General features: G+C 68.4%; 25 protein-coding genes. 8 read left to right on the forward strand and 17 right to left on the reverse strand.

Annotation, left to right across the window (positions count from 1 at the left end):
- Nucleotides 1–300 precede the first annotated feature (300 nt).
- The 5 genes from K6T84_RS21465 to K6T84_RS21485 all read right to left on the reverse strand — a co-directional run bounded on the left by K6T84_RS21465 (nt 301) and on the right by K6T84_RS21485 (nt 3,352).
- Nucleotides 301–546, reverse strand: a complete 246-nt coding sequence (locus K6T84_RS21465) for a hypothetical protein (protein ID WP_225401176.1) — start codon at nt 544–546, stop codon at nt 301–303.
- Nucleotides 543–1,013: a PASTA domain-containing protein gene (locus K6T84_RS21470; RefSeq protein WP_225401175.1), complete on the reverse strand. Its 471-nt coding sequence runs from the start codon at nt 1,011–1,013 to the stop codon at nt 543–545. The genes K6T84_RS21465 and K6T84_RS21470 overlap by 4 nt, the downstream gene beginning before the upstream one ends.
- Nucleotides 1,006–1,596 carry a hypothetical protein gene (locus K6T84_RS21475; RefSeq protein ID WP_225401174.1) on the reverse strand — a complete coding sequence of 197 codons (591 nt, stop codon included), beginning with the start codon at nt 1,594–1,596 and terminating at the stop codon, nt 1,006–1,008. The genes K6T84_RS21470 and K6T84_RS21475 overlap by 8 nt, the downstream gene beginning before the upstream one ends.
- 456 nt (nt 1,597–2,052) lie before the next feature.
- Complete coding sequence (locus K6T84_RS21480) at nt 2,053–2,328, reverse strand: hypothetical protein (RefSeq protein WP_225401173.1); 276 nt, start codon at nt 2,326–2,328, stop codon at nt 2,053–2,055.
- A 316-nt stretch (nt 2,329–2,644) separates the two neighbouring features.
- Entirely contained in the window at nt 2,645–3,352 is a 708-nt protein-coding gene (locus K6T84_RS21485) for an MspA family porin (protein ID WP_408066162.1), read from the reverse strand.
- Nucleotides 3,353–3,519: 167 nt separating this feature from the next.
- Here K6T84_RS21485 and K6T84_RS21490 point away from each other — a divergent pair, with 167 nt between their 5' ends.
- The gene (locus K6T84_RS21490) at nt 3,520–3,798 is read left to right on the forward strand and encodes a hypothetical protein (RefSeq protein ID WP_225401172.1); all 279 of its coding nucleotides are present in this window, start codon (nt 3,520–3,522) and stop codon (nt 3,796–3,798) included.
- A gap of 5 nt (nt 3,799–3,803) precedes the next feature.
- On the opposite strand, the gene K6T84_RS21495 is transcribed toward K6T84_RS21490, so the two are convergent.
- Nucleotides 3,804–4,058: a hypothetical protein gene (locus tag K6T84_RS21495; protein WP_225401171.1), complete on the reverse strand. Its 255-nt coding sequence runs from the start codon at nt 4,056–4,058 to the stop codon at nt 3,804–3,806.
- Between the two features lie 84 nt (nt 4,059–4,142).
- On the opposite strand from K6T84_RS21495, the gene K6T84_RS21500 reads away from it, so the two are divergent.
- Nucleotides 4,143–5,033 (forward strand): hypothetical protein, encoded by an 891-nt coding sequence (locus K6T84_RS21500; protein ID WP_225401170.1) that lies wholly within the window; start codon nt 4,143–4,145, stop codon nt 5,031–5,033.
- Here the strand turns inward: K6T84_RS21500 and K6T84_RS21505 are convergent.
- The 3 genes from K6T84_RS21505 to K6T84_RS21515 form a co-directional block, all read right to left on the reverse strand.
- Complete coding sequence (locus K6T84_RS21505; protein WP_224865638.1) at nt 5,030–5,953, reverse strand: glycoside hydrolase family 16 protein; 924 nt, start codon at nt 5,951–5,953, stop codon at nt 5,030–5,032. The genes K6T84_RS21500 and K6T84_RS21505 overlap by 4 nt on opposite strands.
- A gap of 75 nt (nt 5,954–6,028) precedes the next feature.
- The gene (locus K6T84_RS21510; protein WP_225401169.1) at nt 6,029–6,415 is read right to left on the reverse strand and encodes an Rv0313 family protein; all 387 of its coding nucleotides are present in this window, start codon (nt 6,413–6,415) and stop codon (nt 6,029–6,031) included.
- A gap of 77 nt (nt 6,416–6,492) precedes the next feature.
- Nucleotides 6,493–7,347 (reverse strand): oxygenase MpaB family protein, encoded by an 855-nt coding sequence (locus K6T84_RS21515; RefSeq protein ID WP_225401168.1) that lies wholly within the window; start codon nt 7,345–7,347, stop codon nt 6,493–6,495.
- Between the two features lie 102 nt (nt 7,348–7,449).
- Between K6T84_RS21515 and K6T84_RS21520 the strand changes: the two genes are divergently transcribed.
- Nucleotides 7,450–8,085: a TetR/AcrR family transcriptional regulator gene (locus K6T84_RS21520; RefSeq protein WP_224864143.1), complete on the forward strand. Its 636-nt coding sequence runs from the start codon at nt 7,450–7,452 to the stop codon at nt 8,083–8,085.
- On the opposite strand, the gene K6T84_RS21525 is transcribed toward K6T84_RS21520, so the two are convergent.
- The gene (locus tag K6T84_RS21525; RefSeq protein WP_224864142.1) at nt 8,082–8,813 is read right to left on the reverse strand and encodes a hypothetical protein; all 732 of its coding nucleotides are present in this window, start codon (nt 8,811–8,813) and stop codon (nt 8,082–8,084) included. The genes K6T84_RS21520 and K6T84_RS21525 overlap by 4 nt on opposite strands.
- 88 nt (nt 8,814–8,901) lie before the next feature.
- A complete protein-coding gene (locus K6T84_RS21530) occupies nt 8,902–10,140 on the reverse strand; it encodes a hypothetical protein (RefSeq protein ID WP_224864141.1) in 1,239 nt (412 codons plus the stop codon).
- Nucleotides 10,141–10,178: 38 nt separating this feature from the next.
- Between K6T84_RS21530 and K6T84_RS21535 the strand changes: the two genes are divergently transcribed.
- Entirely contained in the window at nt 10,179–10,799 is a 621-nt protein-coding gene (locus K6T84_RS21535; RefSeq protein WP_224864140.1) for a TetR/AcrR family transcriptional regulator, read from the forward strand.
- On the opposite strand, the gene K6T84_RS21540 is transcribed toward K6T84_RS21535, so the two are convergent.
- Nucleotides 10,796–12,031, reverse strand: coding sequence for a PPE family protein (locus tag K6T84_RS21540; protein WP_225401167.1), 1,236 nt, complete (start codon nt 12,029–12,031; stop codon nt 10,796–10,798). The genes K6T84_RS21535 and K6T84_RS21540 overlap by 4 nt on opposite strands.
- 9 nt (nt 12,032–12,040) lie before the next feature.
- The gene (locus tag K6T84_RS21545) at nt 12,041–13,186 is read right to left on the reverse strand and encodes a PPE family protein (RefSeq protein ID WP_304621306.1); all 1,146 of its coding nucleotides are present in this window, start codon (nt 13,184–13,186) and stop codon (nt 12,041–12,043) included.
- Nucleotides 13,187–13,411: 225 nt separating this feature from the next.
- On the opposite strand from K6T84_RS21545, the gene K6T84_RS21550 reads away from it, so the two are divergent.
- Both K6T84_RS21550 and K6T84_RS21555 read left to right on the forward strand, forming a co-directional pair.
- Nucleotides 13,412–13,720 (forward strand): DUF732 domain-containing protein, encoded by a 309-nt coding sequence (locus tag K6T84_RS21550; RefSeq protein WP_224864138.1) that lies wholly within the window; start codon nt 13,412–13,414, stop codon nt 13,718–13,720.
- A gap of 11 nt (nt 13,721–13,731) precedes the next feature.
- Nucleotides 13,732–14,037: a DUF732 domain-containing protein gene (locus K6T84_RS21555; protein ID WP_225401166.1), complete on the forward strand. Its 306-nt coding sequence runs from the start codon at nt 13,732–13,734 to the stop codon at nt 14,035–14,037.
- Nucleotides 14,038–14,047: 10 nt separating this feature from the next.
- Here the strand turns inward: K6T84_RS21555 and K6T84_RS21560 are convergent, their stop codons facing one another.
- From K6T84_RS21560 to K6T84_RS21575, 4 genes are all read right to left on the reverse strand, one after another.
- Nucleotides 14,048–14,704: a L,D-transpeptidase family protein gene (locus K6T84_RS21560; protein ID WP_225398183.1), complete on the reverse strand. Its 657-nt coding sequence runs from the start codon at nt 14,702–14,704 to the stop codon at nt 14,048–14,050.
- 64 nt (nt 14,705–14,768) lie between these two features.
- Nucleotides 14,769–14,927, reverse strand: coding sequence for a hypothetical protein (locus tag K6T84_RS21565; RefSeq protein ID WP_225401165.1), 159 nt, complete (start codon nt 14,925–14,927; stop codon nt 14,769–14,771).
- Between the two features lie 66 nt (nt 14,928–14,993).
- The gene (locus K6T84_RS21570; RefSeq protein WP_329786838.1) at nt 14,994–15,674 is read right to left on the reverse strand and encodes a phosphatase PAP2 family protein; all 681 of its coding nucleotides are present in this window, start codon (nt 15,672–15,674) and stop codon (nt 14,994–14,996) included.
- 4 nt (nt 15,675–15,678) lie between these two features.
- Nucleotides 15,679–16,017, reverse strand: coding sequence for a hypothetical protein (locus K6T84_RS21575; protein WP_225401163.1), 339 nt, complete (start codon nt 16,015–16,017; stop codon nt 15,679–15,681).
- 37 nt (nt 16,018–16,054) lie between these two features.
- Between K6T84_RS21575 and bluB the strand changes: the two genes are divergently transcribed.
- Both bluB and K6T84_RS21585 read left to right on the forward strand, forming a co-directional pair.
- Nucleotides 16,055–16,705 (forward strand): 5,6-dimethylbenzimidazole synthase, encoded by a 651-nt coding sequence (gene bluB / locus K6T84_RS21580; protein WP_225401162.1) that lies wholly within the window; start codon nt 16,055–16,057, stop codon nt 16,703–16,705.
- Nucleotides 16,702–17,601 carry an amidohydrolase family protein gene (locus K6T84_RS21585; RefSeq protein ID WP_225401161.1) on the forward strand — a complete coding sequence of 300 codons (900 nt, stop codon included), beginning with the start codon at nt 16,702–16,704 and terminating at the stop codon, nt 17,599–17,601. The genes bluB and K6T84_RS21585 overlap by 4 nt, the downstream gene beginning before the upstream one ends.
- Nucleotides 17,602–17,612 lie beyond the last annotated feature (11 nt).

The following is a 17,612-nucleotide window of genomic DNA, read 5'->3' on the forward strand; positions in this document are numbered from 1 at the left end:
TTACGTGATGCATGGATCAGATTTCGCGGGCATCTTGACTTGATGCATCACGGTCTACGTTCTCAGCGTGCGTCGTAAGGGTTGGACCGTCGATGCGGCACGCTCGCATCCAGACGCTGGCCGCTGGGTGCACGGCTGCTGGCCGGGCCTGCCGCGGTGCGCAACCTCTGAACCGCTGCACACATCAACCCCCACCCCGGGTTACCCTCCCGGTGAGGGTCCCTCGGCACTCTCCTGGCCGAGGGCACCTCACCAAACGACACCGCCCCCAACCACAGGTTGGGGGCGGCATTCGTCGTTCTACGCGGGTGGGTATTGGCCGTAGAAGCCGCGTTCGTCGCCAGCGAGTGTCCATTCGTGCTCACGGTCTGCGCGGGCTGCGATGGCGGCGTTCTCGGCGACGATCTGAGCGCGGCGCGCGTCGGAGGCCTCGACCGCACGCTTGGCCAACCACGCCCCGCCGACGATCGCGGCGAACAACACGATCCACCAGAAGTACGCGCCGATGATCCCGATGACGAACAGGACGGCGATGAACTGCTTCACGGGCACGATTCGGTGTCGATGCGGACGACGCCGAAGTCGATGTTCGTGTCCTTGGTGATGGTCGATCCCGGCGGCGGCGTGGATGAACAGACCTGCCAGTTGCGGTCGAGAACCTGATTGCGGGCTTTCCCGGTGAGGTCGGTCGAGCTGGTGTAGAAGATCGCGTCGGCGGTGATCCGTTGGATCTCGTCCTGGGCGAACTGAAGGTTCCGGCCTATCAGGTTCGGCATCGTCCACGACATGGCCGCGGGCGCGGGCTCGTCGCCTGCCGCGGCCGGCGCAGGTTCAGACGCCGCGGCGGCCGGTGCGGGCTGATTGATCGTGACCGTGCTGGTATGAGTGACCGTCGCCGCCGGCGGGCTCGGTGGGCTGCTGCACGCGGCGAGCGTGACGGTGCCGAGAGTGAGGGCTACGGAAGCTGCAAGCATCCTGTGCATCGGGGAATCGTAAATCATCAGCTCAGGCATGGGGGTCGCCCTCGTCGCCTGTGGTTTTCCGCGCGGTCTTGTTTCGGGGGATCAGGTTGCCGAGTGTGGTCCGGCGCGGCGGCGCTGGGTCGTCCTCGTCGTCGAGTTCATCGTCGCCGTCCCATCCGTCGTCGTCATCGACATCGCGGGGTTCCGGCTTGGTCGCGTTCCAGAGCAGTCGCGTTCCGGTCGCAGCGACGCCTACGCCGACGACGACGAGGTAGAAACCGATGCCCAAGTTGGCCACCTCGGTCGGTCCGTCGGCGATCATGGTGCCGTCGAGACCGACCGAGTGCAGGGTGCGAGCGTCCTTGTTCACCCAGATGAGTAGCAGCCAACCGGCGCCAAGCAGGGGCAGTATCCGAGCGGCGAGACGGTAATTCTTGTCGCCGTCGTCCGCGCTGTAGGCGCACACGACGACGCCGACCGCCAGCGCGATCAGGATCCAGCCGTCGGCAGACTGAACCATCGTGTTGCCCTCGATGCGCAGGAACCGACGCGATTCGTAGGTGGGCAGGAAGGTGCCGACGGCCATGGCCAACGCCCCGAGTGCCGTCAGGCCGAGTGGAAGCGGATTCTTCATGGCGTCACCCGCCGATGTGGGCCAGCGGGGCACCAAACGGCAGGTACCAGCACGATGTGAATTCGTCCCATGAGCAGCACCGTAAACTTTTCTTGATTACCCCGGAACAAAATCCGGCAAATTGCTCGCTGGCCCACAGTAGGTCGCTTACCGCACTACCCTTGCCGGTGCCCCGCCTCGGTGTCGCCCCTGATGGCTGAACAGACGACCGGTCTCAGCTGTTGATAGCGCCACAGTCCGACACGACATGGTTGTTGGCGATGCTGCGTAGATACCGGGCGTCGGTCATGTGCAGCACCGAGCCTCACTCGCCACGACCGCCGGCGTCTTCATACTCGGCGAGCGTCCAGCAGTCATCGGCGGTCGAGACGGTGACGCCCGCGCCGGCCAGTACGGCCAAGGGGAGGCCGGCGCGGCGTCACCAGCCAATCCCGTAGTTCCCCGGCCGCCGGCCACCTACGCGCCAACTGACCGGCCCACGACCGCGGCCGTCTGCCGCTTAGCCTCGAGCCGGTCGACTGTCCGCCGCCAACCCCCGAACGACGCCCGCTGCTCGAACGCCCGCTGCCTCGGCGACTCCGGTAACCCTGTCGGTGCCACGGCGTATCGTGCCCGCACCTGCGCCGCCAGCACCGAGCAGTCGGCCGCGTGCCGCACCACCGCCAGCACCGCGCGGCCCTGGCTCACCGACTCCGCTGCCGCACCACATACCCCGCACGCGAACAACTCCACGCCGCCGAGGGTAATGCGGCGGACGGCGCAACTGACGATGACGCGACCCCGATCGCCGGAGCGAGACCGCGGCGGTCCTTTTGCTGCTACTCCGTATTTTCCCCGGATAAACGCCCGCGACACTCCGCGGACCGAGACGTATCATCGCGCACGGTATACACACGAAATTGATTGCTACACAACATTTTAGCGAACCGAAGCGATCACCGGCGCACGCCTCGCAGCCAAGCTGAATACGCGGGTTCGATTCCCGTCATCGGCTCCACGAAATCGCGCCATGACGCGGCCTGCACAGGGCCCGACATCACGCACCCACTCAGACGGACTTCGTCGGCCCGATGTAGGACAGCACCACGTCGGACTCGTCGGTCTCGCGGGTCAACACCGCGTAGGAGCGGATGAACGACTCACCGACACAGCCGTCGATCTTGACGTGGAAGTCGCTGATCATCACCCACGGGTGGGCCCCCTTGAACACCTTCTGGTGCACCGGCACGATGAACACCAGGCCGGGCTTGAGCCCGACGGTGACCACGCCGGTGATCGGGGTGGCCATGCCCGGGAGGAACTGCAACGGCGCACCCGGCTCCGGCGGGACCGGCAGCATCGCGCTCAACGCCGGGATCGCACCGACCGAACCGGACATCGTGACACCGTTGGCGGTGCTCATGTCGATCCCGCAGCCGATCTGGAACCCCGCCTCCAGAACCCCTTCTGGAGTTGCGCCCGCCGGTCCGATCAGCTCGGCGAAATACGTTCCGCTCGCCTTGTATTCGCGAGACGAGATGGCGGTGGTCAGCGGCGGCACCGGAATCTGGGTCTCGTCCTGGGTGCCGACGACCAGCGTCCACCCGTCCGGGGTTCGGATCGTGGCAGGCGGGTTGGCGAATCCCGACTTGACCATCGCGGCAGGTTCGGCAATCGGTTCGGGGGGCGGTTCGGCAACCGCCGAGGGCATCACCAGACAGATCATGCAGGTCATCACGGTTGTCACGCGACGTAGACCGCTCATGATCGGCGCCATGGCCAACACGCTAGGGCGACTGGCGGGCAAACTCGGATTTCGCCGATTGCGTCGACAGACATCGTTGCGCCGTTGTGATTGCTCCGCAATATTCCTACCGTGGTTCCCGGGCGCAGCCGGCGGTACCCTGGGCCTCACGCGGATTGGCGAGTCCGTGGGAGGCGATGATGCGACACCAACTCATCCACACTGTGGCGGCCGGCGCGATCGGTGTGTTTGTTGCGTTGGCCGGCGCCGTGGCGGCACACGCCGATCCCTCTGACCCGGGCCCTCTTCCGGCTCCGTCACCGCTCATCGATGACTTCGTTTCAGCGCAGATTCCGGCACTCCAGCACCCGGGCGATCAGACCTCGCAATCCAACGTCCAGGGCGGCAGCGTGGTCCGGGGCGGCATCGGGATGTACTGCCAGAACCCGGGCGTCGAATGCCGCCCGCCCGGCCGGTAGCGCGGTCACGGATACGTCGTCACCTGGCGGCACTCCCTGGTGACCACATCGCACTGAACCGGGTTCGTGGTCCAGCCACCGTAGGTGCCGGGCGTGTCCCAGGTCGGCATGAGCGGGCCCTGGTACGGCGGGGAGCCCTCGCAGTTCCAGTCGCCTTGGAACAGACACCGGGGAGCGGCGTCGGCAGGGAATGCCGCACCCAACGCGCCCACCGCGCCGAGCGCCCCGGCGGCCAACACAACCACAATCACCCTGATCATGGCCGTCAAGCTACTCGGGGACTCTGACACATTTCCCGCCGCCGGCTCCACGCCAAGCCGCCGCGCACAGCACAATCACCTCCTATGAGTCTGTTCCCGAAACCACGCGCCACCCTGACCGACGCCGACGTCGCCGACGCGCTGGCGCGTGCGGTCGCCGTCATCAACCCGCTGCTGGACCTGCTGTCGGAGGCCGACCCGATCGGCCTGCGCAAGCGCACCCGCCGGCTCCTCAAACCACCGCGCGGCCTGACGCAAAGAATCCGGCGGTGGCAACTCCGGCGCCGACGCAGGGAATCCGGCCGCGGACCCGGCGCCGCCGACCTCGCACTGAACGCCGGCGCGCAACTGATCAACGCCGCCGACCTGCCCGGCACCGCCGCCTGGGATGCGATGAGCCGCGAACAGCGCGTGCACTGGTGGGTGCACCGGGTCGGCGCGCTGAACACCCTGGTGGTCGCCGCACCGGGAGTCTTCGGCCCGCTGGCCCGTTTCCTGCCGGTGGGCGAGCTGGCCGGGTTCGTCAGTCACGCCATCGTGCTGTGCGCCCTGGCGCGTGAGTACGGCGTCACCGATCGACACGAGCAGGTGCGGCTGCTCTCGGAGGTGCTGTGCCGGCGGCCGCTGGCCGAGGACTTCGACGTGCCGGCGCCGCCCGATCCCGAGCCGCTGCCCGAGGAGCCGCCGCCCGGCTGGAAACCGCTCAAGACCATCACGTCGTCAACCCCGGTGGTGATCACCCGGACCGTCTGGCAGCTGGCCGGCATCCTGCGCGCGACGTTCGACGAGGTGGCCAAGCGCCCGCACCCGAACAAGTGGTACCAGCGGCTGGGGGCATTGCCCGGCCTGGGCGCGATCGCGGCCTACGCCGGCGAACGCGGTGCGCTGGCAAGAGCGGCTCGGGACGGGGTGACCTGGCTCGACGCGCACACGGCGCAGCAGCACACCGAGCAGACGCCCACCGAACAGATCTAGAAGACGCGCACCCAGTCGATCAGCATGTCGGCCGGGAAGCTGCCCCGACGGGCGTCGCCCGCGCCGGCGCCGCCGATCGCCAGGTTCAGGATCGGGAACACGGTGTAGCCGGGGTCGTTGAACGGCCATTCGCGGCCGGGCTCGTCGATGTTCTCGATACCCACGGCCGGGACGGAGAAGTAGGGCTCCATGCCCTCGACGTAGTCCTGCCAGAAGTACATGCCGCTGGCGTTCCAGGTGACCCGCCAGTTGTGCCAATTGCCGTCGACGGGAATCGGGTGGGTCTCGAACGCGGTGCCGTAGGGGTTGGCGTGCACGGTGGTGCCCGACGGCCACTCGCCGTTGCCGTACCACTCCATCAGGTCGATCTCGCCCTCACGACCGGGGTCGTCGTTGGACAACCACCACCCGGGCCAGCAGCCCTCGGTCTGGCAGTTCAGCTTGATCCGGGCTTCCCAGGTGGTGCCGATGCCACCACGCCAGTTGCCGTGCACCAGGCCACCGAAGAAGGTGTTGCCCTCGCGGGTACCGCGGATGACCAGGTTGGACTTGCCGTCGAGGAAGACGTTCTGGCGGCTGTCGCGGTACTGGTAGAAGAACTCGGGCCGGTCCCAGCCGACCGGGCGCCGGATCGGTGTGCGGTGGTTGGAGACGGTCCACCTCGACCGGTCCGGGGAGGAGCCGGCCGGGCCGTCGAACTCGTCGTGCCAGATGTAGCTGCCGGTCTTGGCGCCGGTCGCAGGGGGTGTCGCAGGGCTCGCAGAGGTCGTCGGAGCAGCCGGGTCGCCCGCCGCAGCCGGTGGCTGCCCCGGTTCTCCGGGCGTTCCAGGAGGCGCCGGAACGGCTCTGGCCTGCGGGTTCGGGGCAGCAGCAGCCAAGGCCCCGACGCCCATCATGAGCATGGCTTTGCGACGGTTCATCTCGGACACGCTGGCAATGTAACCCACCTGGGACCGCAGTCAAACCACAGCAGCCCCGGACACCAGTGGGCTATGTCACCTTGTCTCATCGAGGTCGTCATCGAGCACACCGACGGTAATTCCGTAGGGTAAAAATCGTACTTTTCGCATGGGATCGGGGTTGCGCTGGCTGGCGCGCAGCGCATCGATCTCGGCGGCGAAGACCTGCTCGACGCGCGCCGCGCCATCTTCGCCGACGGTGTAGATGGCCCACACGCCGTCGCCGTTCTCCCCCGCCGTGGACGGATCGGCACGCGCCGCCCGCGCCAGGTCGGCGAAGACCCCGCCCCAGCCGGCCCCTCCCCGGGAGGCGCCGGCGTGGGCGGCGAAGCGCTCGAACGCCGCGCGCAGCCCCTCACCCGCCTCGCGCATCATCCGATCCAGATCCTCGGAATCGAAGCCGAACGCTCCGTCCTCGCCCATGGCGCACTCCTTCTGGCACCCGCAGGCCCCTGCGGTCACACCCCAGTGTGCCTGCGACCGACTGTGTCCGGCCAGTATCAGGCGGCGCCGACCCGGTCGCGCTCGTCGATCAGCCGGCGCCCGCTGCTCAGGCGGCGGCGCATCGCCCACAGGTAGTAGCGCGACGGCAACCAGCGAACGGTCCTCGGCAGCAGGCGGTACACCGGGGGCAGCGCCGTCATCAGCGCGTCGAACAGCTTCTGGTCGCGGGCGCTCCAGCTCCAGTGCAGTTCCTCCCGCAGCTGCGGGGGCAGCAGGCCGCGGGTGATCCACCGATTCAACGGCATGCCGAGCCGGATCAGCAGGGGCGAGTCGCCGCCGGTGAACAGTTTGTGGCAGAACGCGCGCACGTGGTCGTCGATGGTCAGCTCGTCGAGCTTGCGCTCCCAGTAGGCATCGAATTCGGCGCGAGTCGCCGGCCACATCTCCGGTTTGACCTGCAGCGCGGTCCCGTAGACCGCCGACTGCTGATAGAGCCGTTCGGCGGTGGCATCGTCCATCGGACCCAGGAAACGCTCGTAGAGGTCCTGGCCGTTCTTGTACAGCGTGGCCGCCACCCACAGCTGCAGCTCGGCGTCGAAGCCGTTGTAGGGCACCGGGGCGTCCGGCTTCGACTGCACCGGGACGTGCGCCTGGTTGACCATCTTGGCCACGGCGCGCCGCTCCTCGTCGGTACCGAGGGTGGTGACGTAGATGTAGGTCATGGTGGTGCGCAGCCGATCCAGCGGCCGGGACAGCACGGTGCTGTGGTCGGCGACGCCGTGCCCGACGCCCGGCTCGGCCAGTTGCAGCAGCACCGTCACGCCGGCGCCGAGGAACAAGAAGCCCTCGCCGACGTAGTCGGCCAGGTTCAGGCCGCGGTCCACCGGTGGTCGGGACTGTCGAATCGGCATACCCACGCTCCCTAGTGATGCAACAATACGACGATGATTGTCGCATCGCTCGGCGTTGTTCGCAACGGCCGCTGGCAGTAGCGGGCGGTAGATTCGATGCCGATGTCTGCAAACCCGCTGTTCGTGCTGCTCGGCGCGTCAGACGAATCGAGCGCCGACGCCCACATCCTGCGGGCCGCGCTGGACCAGTTCGCCCTGACCGGGGTCCGGCGGACCAGCACCGACGACATCGCCCGCCGCGCCGGGGTCAACCGCGCCACCCTCTACCGGCGCCTCGGCGCCAAGAACGAGATCGTCGCGGCCGCGTTCCTCTACGAGGCCGGCCGGGTGCTGACGCAGATCGACTCCGGCACCGGTGTATTGGCCGAGAAACCGACCGGCGCAGAGATCGACGACTACATCGTGCGGTTCTGCACCATCACCCTGAGCACGCTGCGGGACAACCGGTTGCTGCACCAGCTGCTGGAGATCGACCGTGACGAGACGTTGCGGGCGTTGACCATCGGGGCCGGTGACGTGGTGGAGATGGCGGCGGCCTTCCTCGCCGAGCGCATCCGGCTGGTCCGGGAGCACTCCGGCGGGTCGACGGACGCCGACGAGATCGCTTCGCTGTCAGCGGTTCTGGCTCGATTGACCCAGTCGTTGCTATTGACCCCGGACGGGCCGCCGCAGGCTCGAACGCCCGAGGAGACGGCGGCGTTCGCCGCGTCGGTGCTGGTGCCGTTGATCCGCGGCTAATTCTCCGGGACCGTGATCGGAATCGGTATCGGCACCAACGGAATTCGCAGGTACTCGGTGGTCATCTGCACGGTGCTGGTCGGCGGCACCGTAGTGCTCGGCGGCGGCTGCGTGGTCGTCGGCGGAACCGTCGTGGTCGGGGGCACCGTCGTGCTCGTCGTCGGCGGCTGGGTCGTCGTGGTGGTGCTCGGCGGAACGGTCGTGCTCGTCGTCGGCGGCGCGGTCGTGGTGGTCGTCGGCGGTGGCTGCGTGGTGGTTTCCGGCGGCGGCGGCGCGATGGTGGTGGCCACGGGCGGCGGAGCCGGTTCACTGGTCGGCGGCAGCGTCGAGATAGGCGATGTCGGCAGCGGAACCACGACGGCGCTGGTCTCCGGCTCCACCGGGGTGGCTTCCTCGGTGTTGCGGGTCAGGCTGTAGAGAGCGCCGGCAACGGCGATCAGGGCTACCAGCAGGCCGATCCAGAGCGCGACCTTCGGCAGGTACGACGGGTGCCTGCGGCCGGGCACCGGCGGCGCCACGGCTGCCGGGCGCCGCCCGGTGCCGGGATGCTGGTCGTAGAACTCTTCGACGTAGGGCACCGGTTCCGCGCCGGCGCTGCCGTCTTCCTGCGACCAGGCGTAGGCGTCCACCACACCGGAGCCGGGGCCCGACGGAACCGTCGGCGCCAACGCGGTCGCTCCGATTGCGTCCGCTTCCTGGGTGACATCATCACCCTGCGGGTCGTACATATGCTGCTTACCTTGGATCGACAACGGCTAGGGTCTTGACCACGATAGGGGCACGGCGCGATGTGTCGCCACCGCCGAGACCATAGGGTTATACAACCGTTAGCGGCAACGACTTTCGGGTGCGGAACACGAATTTCGCGCCACCGCTGACCTTTGTCACCATCACCTCGGGCAGTTCGGTTGCTGCGGTGTCGGTTTCGCTCAGCTCAAGACTCCAGTCGGTGCCGTCACCCTCAACCGCCACCCGCAGGTACGGGTTCACTGCGGTCGCGATCGCCTGCAGCGGATTGATCGACTCCGGTGAGCACAGCGCGATCCAGGCACCGTCGTCGTGCGCGGGCGAGCGACGTACCGACAACACGCCGCCGGTGATGTCGGCCTGCACGTAACCGGCGGGATTGAGCAGCGGGTGCAGCTCGAAGGTGCGCAGTGCCCCGTCGATGTCGTCGGACAGTCGCATGGCGTTCTTGATCCGCATCGCGGCCAGCCCGGCCAGCCCGGTGAGCTGACGGCGGCCCACCGACGTCGCCAACTCGGCCCCTTCGCCGGAGTCCCCGCAACGGGCGCGTACCGCCAGCGCGAACGACAGGTACAGCAGGTGCATCTGAAGACACACCTCGTCGGCCAGCCGGACCAGTGCCGAATGGGAGAATGCGGTGAAGTCGACGTCGGCCAGCAGCGGCCCGGTGTAGTCCGCCAAGCCCTCATCGGACGGATCGATATCATCGAGTTCCCATGCGGCGGCCCGGGTTTGGCTGATCACCGCGAGCGCGGGTATCGGCTGGGCCGGCGGGTAGGACTCGTCGATGATGACAGTCCAGCAGCAGTGCGGCTCCCGATCCGACGGGGTGCGGGGCGGACGGTGCACCGGGCGACACTGCGCCTTGACATTGGTGGCGACGGCGGTGGCGTCGAACGTCGGGTCCTCGATGGTGTGGCACATGCCGAAGACGTAGTCCTCGCCCATCGGTTCCACATCGAGCAACGCACCGCAACTGGCCAACTCGAACTCGCCGTTCCAGCGGTCGTGGACGGTGAAGCGGAAGTCCATGAACTGCGGCGGTGAACCGATGTCGAACTGAATGCCCTTGAAGATGGTCGGCACGTCGTCGCCGACGAAGTTCAGCGCCCGCTGCATACGCTGGGCGTAGACAGGACTGGCGCCGGCCCACTCCTCGATGGCGATCTGCAGCATCTCCTCGCGGCCGAACTCACTGATGCACCAGGCCATTCCGGAGCGGTCGATCATGTGCCCGATCAGCAGCAGCTCGGGTACCAGCACGGCCAACTCGTCGCGCGTCAGCGACGCATACCTGGATTCGGTCACAGAGAAAAAATAGTTGGGACTATGTTATAAAGTCAACAATGTCCGTTTCCACTGGTCCTGCAGGCGCCGCCGGCCCCACCCGGCGAACCAGCGCGCCACGCAAACGCGGCGACGACACCCGGGCCAAGATCATCGACGAGACGGTGCGCTGCATCAACGAAGAGGGCTTCGGCGCCGCCACCGCCAAGCACGTCGCCGAGCGGGCCGGGGTGACCTGGGGGGTGATCCAGTATCACTTCGGCGACCGCAACGGCCTGCTGATGGCCGTGGTCGACGACGGGGTGGCGCGGCTGCTGACCAGCCTGTCGGCCGTCGACGTCGGCGGACTGGAGCTGGCCCAGCGCATCGAGACCGTGGTCGACACCGCGTGGCACTGCTACGCCAGCCCGACGTCGCTGGCCGCCTTCGAGATCCTGCGGGCCACCCGCGGCGGTCTGGGCGAGAAGTCCCTCGAGCACCTGTTGCAGATGAACTCCGCGATCAACCGGCTGGGTCGATTGGTCTCTGAAGACCCCGAGGATTCCGGTGTGGCCGAAGTCATCTGGGCAGCGCTACGGGGAATCGTGTTGGCGCAGATGATCGTCGGCGGAGCCTTCGACTGGCAGTCCGAGCGCCGCGCGCTGATCGATATGGTCTGCCACTACCTGCAGCGCGGCTAGCCGGTGCGCCAGTGCGCCGGAAGCGGCGCGGCATCGCGCCGCCGGTTGTGATACGCCACGGACGCCCCCAGCCAGCCGTTGCCGTTGGTCATCGTGATCATCGGCGTGCCGTCCTGGTCGTCGTCCTTGCCGCCTTGCTTGCGACCGCGCCGGGCGTCGCCCGACTCGCCCGGCACCGAATTCTGGCCCACGGTGGTGCCCATCATCGACTCCTGGAACACCGTTCCCGGCGGCATAACAGCGGCGGGAACGGGCAATCTGGTCTCCGCGGCAGCCAGCGTGAACGCCCGCGACTGCACCTCCGGGGCCGCACTGGCCCAGCTCGGCGGCACCGAGAGTCCGCCGACCGGAGTGGCCCGGCCCATCCCCAAACTCATCCCGGATCCCGGCACCGGGGTGGTGGACGCCGACAGCACGCCGCGCGGACCTAGCCCTCCGAACGTCAAGGCACCCTCCATCCCGCCGCGCACGAAGTTCAGCCGGCCCCAGCTGGCACCGTTGGCCACCACCGTGTACAGGCTGGAGTCGAAGCTGATGCCGCTGGCGGCGAGGCTGGTGAACGGCGACCACTGGCCGATCTCGTCGGTCACTGCCGCGAACCCGGTCGCCGGCGCAGCCGAGTTCTGGGCGAGCTGGGTCGCGACCGCCTGCCCGGTGCGGCCGGCGGCCAGCGACACCGCGGCGGACTGGTCGCTCAGCGCGGACGGCCGGGTGGTCTGCGGCGGCGGATCGTGCTGCGGCAGGACGCTCGCGGACAAGGCGGTGGCCGCGTAGCCGTACATCGCGACGGCATCCTGCGCCCACATCTCGGCATAGTGAGCTTCGGTGGCCGCGATGGCCGGGGTGTTCTGGCCGAAGAAGTTGGTGGCGACCAGCGTGGCCAGCAGCGTCCGGTTGGCGGCGACCTCGGCTGGCGGCACCGTGGCACTAAACGCGGCCTCGAACGCCGCGGCGACCGTCTTCGCCTGTGCCGCAGTCTGTTCGGCCTTGGCCGCTCCGGCTTGCAGCCACGTCGCATACGGGGTCGCGGCGGCCACCATCGCCACCGCCGACGAGCCCGACCAGGCATGGCCGGTCAGGCCGGCGATCACGTCGGCCCAGCCGGCGGCGGCCGACTCCAATTCGGCGGCCAGCACGTCCCAGGCCGCAGCGGCCGCGAGCATCGGCGCCGCTCCCGGACCGGTGTACATCCGCCCGGAGTTCACCTCCGGAGGGAGTAGCGCAAAGTCCATGAGCTCGGTTCAGCCCGCCGCCGGCGGCCGCGGCACCACGGTTCGGCGGTGCGACGCGGCACGTGCGGTCGCGGCACCCAGGCCGCGGCCGGCCAGGGTGCCCAACATGGTCTCGCCGAACGCGGTCCCCGGCACGCCGCCGACGGCCGCAGGGACCGCGGCTGCGGGAAGAGGAGCCGAGGCCGACGCAAGCGTGGTCGGCATGGCCCAGCCGTGCGGCACCGACAGCGCCCCGATCTTGAGCGCATTGCCGGCACCGGCCGACAGGCCCCCGCCGCCCAGGGTCGCGCTGCCCAGCCAGGTGGGGCCCATTGCCCCCCGGCCCAGACCTCCTATACCCAGACCACCGTTCCCCAGGCCGGCGGGCCCGAGGAACGGCGGGTGCAGGATCTCCTCCAGGCCGCCGGGGTTCTCGGCGGTGAACGCCGTCAGGCCGATCCCGTTGTTGACGTTGCTGATCATGTTCGCCGTGCCCGACCAGCTGGTCATGGTGGCACTGGCCGCCTGGGTGGCCAGCCCGGTGTAGGGCGAGAAGTCACCGATGACCGACGAGACGGACGTGGCGTCGCCGGTGGCCACGGCGGACCCGGCCTGGGCGGCCGCGGTGGACTGGGCGAGTTGGCCGGAGGCGTTGGTGGTCTGCGGGGGCCGGCTGAACTCGCTCAGAGTCGACGCGGCCGCCGAGGAACTGGCGTAGCGGTACATCGCGGCGGCGTCCTGGGCCCACATCTCGGCGTATTGCCGTTCGGATTCGGCGATCGCCGGGGAGTTCTGTCCGTAGAAGTTGGTGGCGACCAGCTGGTGCAGCTGGGCGCGGTTGGCGGCGATCAGCGGCGGGGGAACCACCGCGGCCAGGGCTGTCGCATAGGCCTGCGCGGCGACCCCGGCCTGGCGCGCGGTCTGTTCGGCCTGGGCGCCGGTGCCGCGCAGCCAGGTCACGTAGGGAGCCGCGGCGGCGACCATGGCCGTGGCGGTCGGGCCCGTCCACGGTCCGGCGACCAATCCCGATGTCACCGAATCGAACATCGCCGCAGTCGAGTTCAGCTCGGCGGACAGTTCCTCCCACGCCGCGGCTGCGGTCAGCAGAGAGCCCGATCCCGGCCCGGTATACATCCGGCCGGAATTGATCTCCGGCGGCAAGACGCCGTAGTCCATCACATCTCCTCGATCAGCGCCGACAGTCGACGCCGATCTCACCAAACGGGGCGATGGTGAACTGAAGGTTACGAGTGCGTGGTCATTTGAATGACCGGTTAATGAACTGTTGAGTACCTGGCCACAAGCTGTGCGCATTCACAGGAAACCTGACAGCTCGTGTTCATCGGCCATTCACCTTGACGGCGCGGGCGGTTAATTCAGACCAGCGATGCTGAGTGCACTGTGAAACACACACTTGTGGCCACGCTGGGCGTCAGCTGCCTGTTGGCCTTCGCCGCGCCCGCGCACGCCGAGACCGACACGGACACGTTCTTCATCAGCGCCGTCGATGAGGCCGGCATCGAATACACCAGTCCCCAGGACGCGATCGGCGTCGCACATGAGGTCTGCGACTACCTGGCGGGAGGGCACCGCGTCGACGGCGCCGCGCGGGCCCTGCAGATCTCCAACCGGGCCCTATCGCCGAAGAAGACCGCCAAGTTCGTGACGTACGCCCAAGCCGCCTACTGCCCCGAACTGGCGACGGGATGAGGGAGGACACGATGACACGTCGCACGCTCGCCTACGCCGCCGTCGGGGTGGCCGCCGCGCTGGGCCTGGCCGCACCGGCATCCGCGGACACCGTGGACGGCAATTTCCTCGGCGCACTCGACCGCGCCGGGATCTCCTACCCGGACGCGGCCGATGCCGTGGCCGGCGCACACAGCGTCTGCGACTATCTCGTCGCGGGCCACAACCCCAAGCAGGCGGCCAAGGGCGTCAAGAACGCCAACCCCAGCCTGACACTGGCCACGGCGCATCAGTTCGTCAGCATCGCCAGAGCGGCCTACTGCGCCGAGCAGGACTGACCCGCCGCGGTCACTGGGCGATCGCCATCACCGCGCCGGGGCGCAACCACTGGATGACCTGCACCAGCTTGGCGTCGTCGATGGCCACGCATCCCGCGGTCGGACCGCCGTCGGTGGTGTGAAAGAAGAACGCCCCGCCGTCGCCGGGGTTGCGGGCGGTGTTGACGCCCATCACGACCGCGTGCTTGTACTGCGGGATCTCGAGGTTCTCGCTCTCGCTGGTATCGAACTTGCACTGCGCGCGTTTGCAGACCTGCATGGTGTTGAAGGTCGGGCTGTTGCCGTCGCCGTCCCACCAGTGATCCGGACCGACCTGCACATACTGCAGTCCCCCACCGGGATTCGGGGCCGTGCCGAACGCATACGGCAGGGTGAAGACACCCATCGGAGTGGCCGGGTAGCCGCTCTTGGCCTTCGGCGCCATCCCGGCCGAGCCCACATGGGTGGGGATTCCGGCGGCCACCGGCTGCCACCCCGAGGCGCTGCGCTGATAGACATCCATCTTGGCGTCCGAACCACCGACGCCGACAACGGAAATCACCTGGCTCGCGTTGCCCACGTTGGGGGCGAACCACGGGTTGGTGTCGGCTTGTGCGCCCGGGGCCGCGGTCAGGGTGGTTCCGACGGCACACACCGCGACGCAGAACAGGCTCAGGACTCGACGCATCCCCTCATCATCGGCGCATCCCGGAGCCGATTCAAACACCGCGGGGTCACGGCGTGCCGGGGTTTCACGGCTCCGCGCGACGCTCCAACGCCTCGACCGGCGCCTCACTCCTGAGCAGCCCCCGCGTCGACAGGTATTCGCGGAAGTACTCCCGATGCTCGGGGCAGGTCAGCCAGACCTTGCGGCGCTCGGGGGTGTGCAGTTTGGGGTTGTTCCACAGCATGCCGAAGGCCGCGTCGGCACTACAGCCCTTGCGGGAGCAGACGAGGGCCCCACCGGGTCGGCATTGCTACTGGTCATCAAGATCATCCTGCGGTGTGGGCCCCACCGGGTCAACCCGGTCGGCCCACGGCTGCAGCAGCACCGCCCACCCGCACAGATACGCCAACCCCAGTGCCCAACCCGCCAGCACGTCCGAGGGGTAGTGCACGCTGAGCGACACCCGCGAGGCACCTACCCCGGCCACCACCAGCACGCCGGCGCACACCGCGGCCAGCCGTGCGCGGCGGCGCAGCAACGGCAACGCCACCACCAACAGCGCGCCGACCCCGACCATCGCCCCGAGCGCATGCCCGGACGGAAACGACGACGACGTCGCCTCCACCAGCGCGGTCGTTGGGCGCCGCCGGCCCACCGCGTCCTTGGCCACCTGGGTGAGCAGGCCGGTCGCCTCGACCGTCACCAGTAGAAACAGTGCCGTCCGCAACCGGCCTCTGATCACCGCGACAATGGCCGCCACCATGGCCAGCACCCGGAAGACCGGCGGCGCGAAGACCGTGGACACCCCGTCCCAGAACCACACCCAGGCCGGGTATTCGACGCCGAGGTCGTGGCTGACGTCCGACGCGAAGGCGTCGACGGTGTACGGCACTATCCAGTGCTGCCGGTAGCCCAGCAGCGCCAGGACGAAGACCGCCACGGCGGCCGCACCCGAGACCAGCGCCCACCGCCGCACCCGCGAGGACGTCATCGCCTCACTCGCCACGGTGCGCGTCAACGGTGACCCGCAGGTCCGGCCACGGCGGGCGGCGCAGCACCGCCAGGCAGACGATCACCGCGGACAACAGCCCGGTGAGCACGCCCATCAACCCGATCCGGTCGACATTGACCGCAGGCACCCATTCGGTCCGGTCACCACGGATCACCAGCACACCGGCCGGCGAGGCGCTCACCCCGGAGCCGTCGCGGCCGGTGGCGCGCACCCGGGTGGCGGTGATCACCGTGGCGCCGTCGGGGGTCTGCAGCGGTTCCCCATAGACGACGCTCCCGGACGAATCGGTGGGCAGATAGTCGAGTAGTTCGGAACGTTTCATCGCCGGTGTCCCTTCGTGAGGCTCCTACCATGATCCCGTGCCTGATCTATCGTTCACCACCGAGGAGCGCCAAGCCGTGTACCGGGTCATCGCCGAGCGGCGGGACATGCGCCGGTTCGTTGCGGGCAGCACCGTCAACCCGGATGTGCTGGCCCGGCTGTTGGCGGCCGCACACGCGGCGCCGAGCGTGGGCCTGATGCAGCCGTGGCGCTTCGTGCGCATCACCGATGACGTTCTGCGGCAACGTATCCACACCCTGGTCGATGAGGAGCGTCTGCGTACCGCACACGCGCTCGGTGAGCGCGAGCAAGAGTTCCTGGCCCTGAAGGTGGAGGGCATCCGGGACTGCGCCGAACTGTTCGTGGTTGCGCTGGCCGAGGGCCGGCAGGCCCACATCTTCGGCCGGCGCACGCTGCCGCAGATGGATCTGGCCTCGGTGTCATGCGCCATTCAGAACCTGTGGCTGGCCGCCCGCGCCGAAGGTTTGGGCATGGGCTGGGTGTCGCTGTTCGAGCCGCAGCCACTGGCGGAGCTGTTGGCGATGCCCGCCGACGCCGAACCGGTGGCCGTCCTGTGCCTCGGCCCGGTTCCGGAGTTTCCGGATCGGCCGGCATTGGAGATCGACGAATGGGCCTATCGTCGGCCGCTGAGTGAGTTCGTCTCCGAGAACAGCTGGGATCTGCGGTGACCGACACCGACGAGGCCGACGCCGTCCGCCGGATCTGGTCGGAGCTCGGGCTGCCGGGCATCATCGACGTCCACACCCACTTCATGCCGAAGTCGGTGATGGACAAGGTGTGGAACTACTTCGACTCCGCCGGTCCTCTGGTGGGGCGCCCCTGGCCGATCACCTACCGCACCGATGAGGCCCACCGGGTCGCGACGCTACGGGCCTTCGGGGTGCGCCGATTCACCTCACTGGTATATCCGCACAAGCCGGACATGGCGGCATGGCTCAACCAGTGGGCGGCCCAATTCGCCGCGGAGACAACCGATTGCCTGGCCACGGCGACGTTCTATCCCGAACCCGGTGCACCGGACTACGTGGCCGCGGCCATCGATGCCGGAACGCGGGTCTTCAAGTCGCACATTCAGGTCGGCGACTACGACCCGAACGATCCACTGCTCGAAGCAGTCTGGGGAGCAATCGAGGATTCCGGTACCCCGGTGGTCATCCACTGCGGTTCCGGACCGCAGCCCGGACGGTTCACCGGCCCCGAACCCATCCGGCGACTGCTGCGCCGCCACCCGCGGCTGAGGCTGATCATCGCCCACATGGGCATGCCGGAGTACGGCGAATTCCTCGACATGTGCCTGGATTCGCAGGCAGTGCACCTGGACACCACCATGGCGTTCACCGCGTTTATCGACGAAAGTATGCCGTTTCCGGCCGAACACGAGCCGCGACTGCGGGCGGCCGGTGAGCGGATCGTGTTCGGCAGCGACTTCCCGAACATCCCGTACGGCTACCTCGACGCGCTGCGGGCGGTCACCGGACTTCCGGGCGTCGACGAGAAATGGCTGCGCGGCGCACTGCACGACAACGCCGCTCGGCTATTCGCTCTCGCGCTACCATCCGATTGACGCGCATCCGA

It is taken from the genome of Mycobacterium zoologicum, assembly GCF_020181635.2.
Classification (GTDB): Bacteria; Actinomycetota; Actinomycetes; order Mycobacteriales; family Mycobacteriaceae; genus Mycobacterium; species Mycobacterium zoologicum.

Excerpts from the sequence above, each read along its gene's own strand:
- K6T84_RS21560 (WP_225398183.1), bottom strand. The coding sequence starts at position 14,704 with ATGCGTCGAGTCCTGAGCCTGTTCTGCGTCGCGGTGTGTGCCGTCGGA.
- K6T84_RS21520 (WP_224864143.1), top strand. The coding sequence starts at position 7,450 with ATGTCTGCAAACCCGCTGTTCGTGCTGCTCGGCGCGTCAGACGAATCG.
- K6T84_RS21540 (WP_225401167.1), bottom strand. The coding sequence starts at position 12,031 with ATGGACTTTGCGCTACTCCCTCCGGAGGTGAACTCCGGGCGGATGTAC.
- K6T84_RS21505 (WP_224865638.1), bottom strand. The coding sequence starts at position 5,953 with ATGAACCGTCGCAAAGCCATGCTCATGATGGGCGTCGGGGCCTTGGCT.
- K6T84_RS21490 (WP_225401172.1), top strand. The coding sequence starts at position 3,520 with ATGCGACACCAACTCATCCACACTGTGGCGGCCGGCGCGATCGGTGTG.
- K6T84_RS21485 (WP_408066162.1), bottom strand. The coding sequence starts at position 3,352 with ATGGCGCCGATCATGAGCGGTCTACGTCGCGTGACAACCGTGATGACC.
- K6T84_RS21535 (WP_224864140.1), top strand. The coding sequence starts at position 10,179 with ATGTCCGTTTCCACTGGTCCTGCAGGCGCCGCCGGCCCCACCCGGCGA.
- K6T84_RS21495 (WP_225401171.1), bottom strand. The coding sequence starts at position 4,058 with ATGATCAGGGTGATTGTGGTTGTGTTGGCCGCCGGGGCGCTCGGCGCG.
- K6T84_RS21565 (WP_225401165.1), bottom strand. The coding sequence starts at position 14,927 with ATGCTGTGGAACAACCCCAAACTGCACACCCCCGAGCGCCGCAAGGTC.
- K6T84_RS21475 (WP_225401174.1), bottom strand. The coding sequence starts at position 1,596 with ATGAAGAATCCGCTTCCACTCGGCCTGACGGCACTCGGGGCGTTGGCC.
- K6T84_RS21555 (WP_225401166.1), top strand. The coding sequence starts at position 13,732 with ATGACACGTCGCACGCTCGCCTACGCCGCCGTCGGGGTGGCCGCCGCG.
- K6T84_RS21545 (WP_304621306.1), bottom strand. The coding sequence starts at position 13,186 with ATGGACTACGGCGTCTTGCCGCCGGAGATCAATTCCGGCCGGATGTAT.
- K6T84_RS21525 (WP_224864142.1), bottom strand. The coding sequence starts at position 8,813 with ATGTACGACCCGCAGGGTGATGATGTCACCCAGGAAGCGGACGCAATC.
- K6T84_RS21470 (WP_225401175.1), bottom strand. The coding sequence starts at position 1,013 with ATGCCTGAGCTGATGATTTACGATTCCCCGATGCACAGGATGCTTGCA.
- K6T84_RS21500 (WP_225401170.1), top strand. The coding sequence starts at position 4,143 with ATGAGTCTGTTCCCGAAACCACGCGCCACCCTGACCGACGCCGACGTC.
- K6T84_RS21510 (WP_225401169.1), bottom strand. The coding sequence starts at position 6,415 with ATGGGCGAGGACGGAGCGTTCGGCTTCGATTCCGAGGATCTGGATCGG.
- K6T84_RS21570 (WP_329786838.1), bottom strand. The coding sequence starts at position 15,674 with ATGACGTCCTCGCGGGTGCGGCGGTGGGCGCTGGTCTCGGGTGCGGCC.
- K6T84_RS21515 (WP_225401168.1), bottom strand. The coding sequence starts at position 7,347 with ATGCCGATTCGACAGTCCCGACCACCGGTGGACCGCGGCCTGAACCTG.
- K6T84_RS21575 (WP_225401163.1), bottom strand. The coding sequence starts at position 16,017 with ATGAAACGTTCCGAACTACTCGACTATCTGCCCACCGATTCGTCCGGG.